Genomic DNA, 3741 nt, shown 5'->3' on the forward strand with positions numbered 1-3741 from the left:
TCTGAAATTTGTCGGTAATGATGGTCAAGTGATCAACAAAAAGCTTAACGAACAATTGGCTGTTGTTGGTGGCATGACAGATATGACTGCAGAAGCAGCAAGTTCTGAGAACATTCGTACAATCAATGATAATGGAGAGTTGAAAGTACAACTATCGAAGAATTTAACAGGTCTTAATTCAATCAATGTCGGTAGAACTTTTATTGATCATGAAGGTATTTATATCAATAAAGGACCTAGCCTTTCAGTTAATGGTATTAATGCTGGCGATCAAGTCATTAGTAATGTTGCTGCGGGTAAAGATGGAAAAGATGCTGTCAATGTTGACCAGTTAAACAAAGTTGCAGCTGCATCTAAAGTTGATGTTAAAGAAGGTAAAAACATCAAAGTGGCTACCAAAGTCAATACAGATGGTAGTCACGAATTTACTGTAGCAACAGACACTGTAGTGGACTTCGACAAAGTGACCGTTGGTTCTGTGACAATTGATAAGAAAACCAATGATATCACTGGCTTGAGCAATACTAAGTTAGGTGCTGCTGATTTTGCAACCAAAGGTCGTGCTGCGACTGAAGAGCAATTGGTTGCTGCAGCTGATGCTGTTGCCAATGTGATTGGTGGTCAAACAGATAACCGCGGTGCAACTATTATTGGTTCAAACATTGGTAACACAGGTAAAACAACGATTCATGATGCGATTGCATCGGTGAAAACTGATGTGAAAGCCGGTGAAAACATTACTGTTGATACACTTGTTCATGATGATGGTAGTCGCGAATTTACGGTTGCGACGAAGAAAGATGCCAAATTTGATAGCGTAACTTTGGGTGATACTGTTCTTAACCAAAATGGTTTAACGATTAAGAATGGTCCAAGCATTACAACTGGTGGCATTAATGCTGGTGGTAAAGTGATTAGCCATGTTGCTGATGGTAAGGATGGTAAAGACGCTGTTAACGTTGATCAGTTGACGAAAGCTGGTGAAAATCTCACTGTAAAAGGCCTAGACTTTGCAGGTAATACAGGTGAATTCCACCGTGACTTGGGGCAAAAAGTCACAATCAAAGGTACTGGTGCTAAAGCAGATACTGAGTATTCTGCAAACAACATCAAAACTATGGTTGATGCTGATGGCAACCTTGTTATTGCGATGGATAAAAACCTCAATGCTGATAGCTTGGCGTTAAATGGCAAAGACGGTAAAGATGGTGTTTCCATTACAAGTGGTCAAGGTGCTGCTGGTCTAAATGGTACAGATGGCGAAACACGCATTATCTATAAAACTGAAGATGGCAAGATTCAAGAAGTTGCGACTTTAAATGATGGCCTTAAGTTTGTAGGTAATGACGGTAAAGTTATCGCGAAGAAACTTAATGAACAACTTGCTGTTGTTGGTGGTATGACTGACTTGGCAGATGATGCAGCAAGTGCTGAAAACATCCGTACAGTGAGAAATGCCAAAGACGAGTTAGAAGTTCAGTTGTCTAAAGATTTGAAGAACTTAACAAATGTTAATACTGAGAATCTGACAGTTACCAACACCACGAAGTTGGGTGATACATTTACAGTGAATAAAGGCGATGTGAAATATACTGGCCCAATCACTGAAGGTGATCACATCACCAACAAAACTTATGTAGATGGTAAAGTTGGTGAAGTTGCAAATAATCCACTTACCTTTGCAGGCAACACAGGTTCTGTTGCGAAGAAACTTGGCGAAACCATGAGCATCAAAGGTGCTGGTATTAAAGCGGATACAGAGTATTCAGCTGAAAATATCAAAACCACAGTGGATGCTAATGGCGATCTTATTGTTGCAATGGACAAAAACCTTAAAGCAGACAGCGTTGCTTTAAATGGTAAAGACGGCAAAGATGGCTTGACCCTTACAGCTGGTGTGGGTGCGTCTGGTTTAAATGGTACAGATGGCGAAACACGTATTATTTATAAAACCAAAGATGGCAAGACTCAAGAAGTTGCGACTTTAAATGACGGCCTTAAGTTTGTAGGTAACGACGGTAAAGTCATCGCGAAGAAACTCAATGAACAATTGGCTGTTGTTGGTGGTATGAAGGACATGACTGCTACTGCAGCAAGTTCTGAAAACATCCGTACTGTTCAAAACGACAAAGGTGGGCTTGAAGTTCAATTGTCTAAAAAGCTAACAGGCTTAGAGTCAGTTGCTGTAGGCGATACCTTAATCAACAATGCTGGTTTAACCATTAAAAATGGTCCAAGTATCACAGCTGGTGGCATTAATGCTGGTGGTAAAGTGATTAGCAATGTTGCTGCGGGTAAAGATGGCAAAGACGCTGTTAACGTTGATCAGTTAAACCAAGTTGCTGATGCATCTAAGGTAGACGTTAAAGAAGGCAAAAACGTTAAAGTAACCACGAAAGTGAATGATGATGGCAGTAAAGAATTTACTGTAGCAACAGACACTGTAGTGGACTTTGACAAAGTGACTGTTGGTACTGTGACGATTGATAAGAAAACCAATGACATCACTGGTTTGAGCAATACCAAGTTAGGTGCTGCTGATTTTGCAAGCAAAGGCCGTGCTGCGACCGAGGAACAACTCAATTATGTACAAGATAATTTTGTGACGATCCTTGGTGGTAATGCTGTTAATAAAGGTGGCAATGTTTCAATCACGAATATTGGCAACACAGGTAAAGATAATATCCATGATGCAATTTCTTCAATCAACGATAAGGCAAATAATGCCAATCAAGGTTGGAACTTAACTGCAAATGGTAAAGATCAAAGCACTGTGAAACCAGGTGATACGGTTGACTTCAAAAACACTGATGGCAATATCACCATCAGTAAAGATGGCAACAATGTTAAGGTTGATATGAATAAAGACCTTAACCTCGGTAAAGATGGCAGCATTAAAACTGGTGATACAACCATTAATAATGATGGCTTAGTGATTGCTGGTGGTCCAAGTGTGACTAAAGATGGCATTAATGCTGGTAATAAGACTGTTACGGGTGTTGGCAGTGGTATGAAAGATGCCAATGGTAAATCTGTTAGTGATATTACAGAAGCTGATGGTAACAATGCTGTCAATATCGATGATTTACGCAATACCGTTGGTAAGGCTGTAACGAAAGCGAAGTCAACAGTGTCAGCAGGTAGTAATGTCACTGTAAAAGTTGAACAAAACCAAGATGGCAGTACTAACTATGAGGTTGCCACTAAAGATGATGTTACTTTCAAAAATGTCAACACAGACAATATCAATGTGGGTGGTGTAGTTATCAATAAAGATAAAGGCATTCACGCCGGTGATAAGAAAGTGACTGGTGTTGCAGACGGTGCAATCAACAAAGACTCTAAAGACGCGGTGAATGGTAGTCAGTTGAATACGACCAACACGACGATCAGCCAATATCTTGGAGGTGGTACTAAGTTTGAAAATGGTAAGTGGACTGAGCCTTCGTTTAACGTGAATAACTCAACTTATCACAACGTAGGTGATGCACTGCAAGCCTTGGATGACCGTAGTACTCAGTTGAATAACAAGGTGGATAACTTGTTCCAAACTACGAACCAACGTATTGATAACGTTGAAAAACGTGCAAACGCGGGTATCGCTGCTGCTATGGCGCTTGAAACAGCTCCATATGTTGCAGGTAAATGGTCATATGCAGCAGCTGCTGCTCATCATGGCGGTGAAAACGCAGTAGGTGTGACTTTACGTAAGACTGCTGACAATGGTCGTTGGTCATTGAC

The 3741-nt window shown here is 40.6% G+C and carries 1 pseudogene; it reads left to right on the plus strand.

Annotated features, from left to right (window positions below):
• A pseudogene (locus Aru01_RS00770) lies at positions 1 to 3741 on the plus strand (hypothetical protein); the annotation flags it as partial.

The sequence above is a fragment of the Acinetobacter rudis genome (assembly GCF_000829675.1).
Taxonomy (GTDB): Bacteria; Pseudomonadota; Gammaproteobacteria; order Pseudomonadales; family Moraxellaceae; genus Acinetobacter; species Acinetobacter rudis.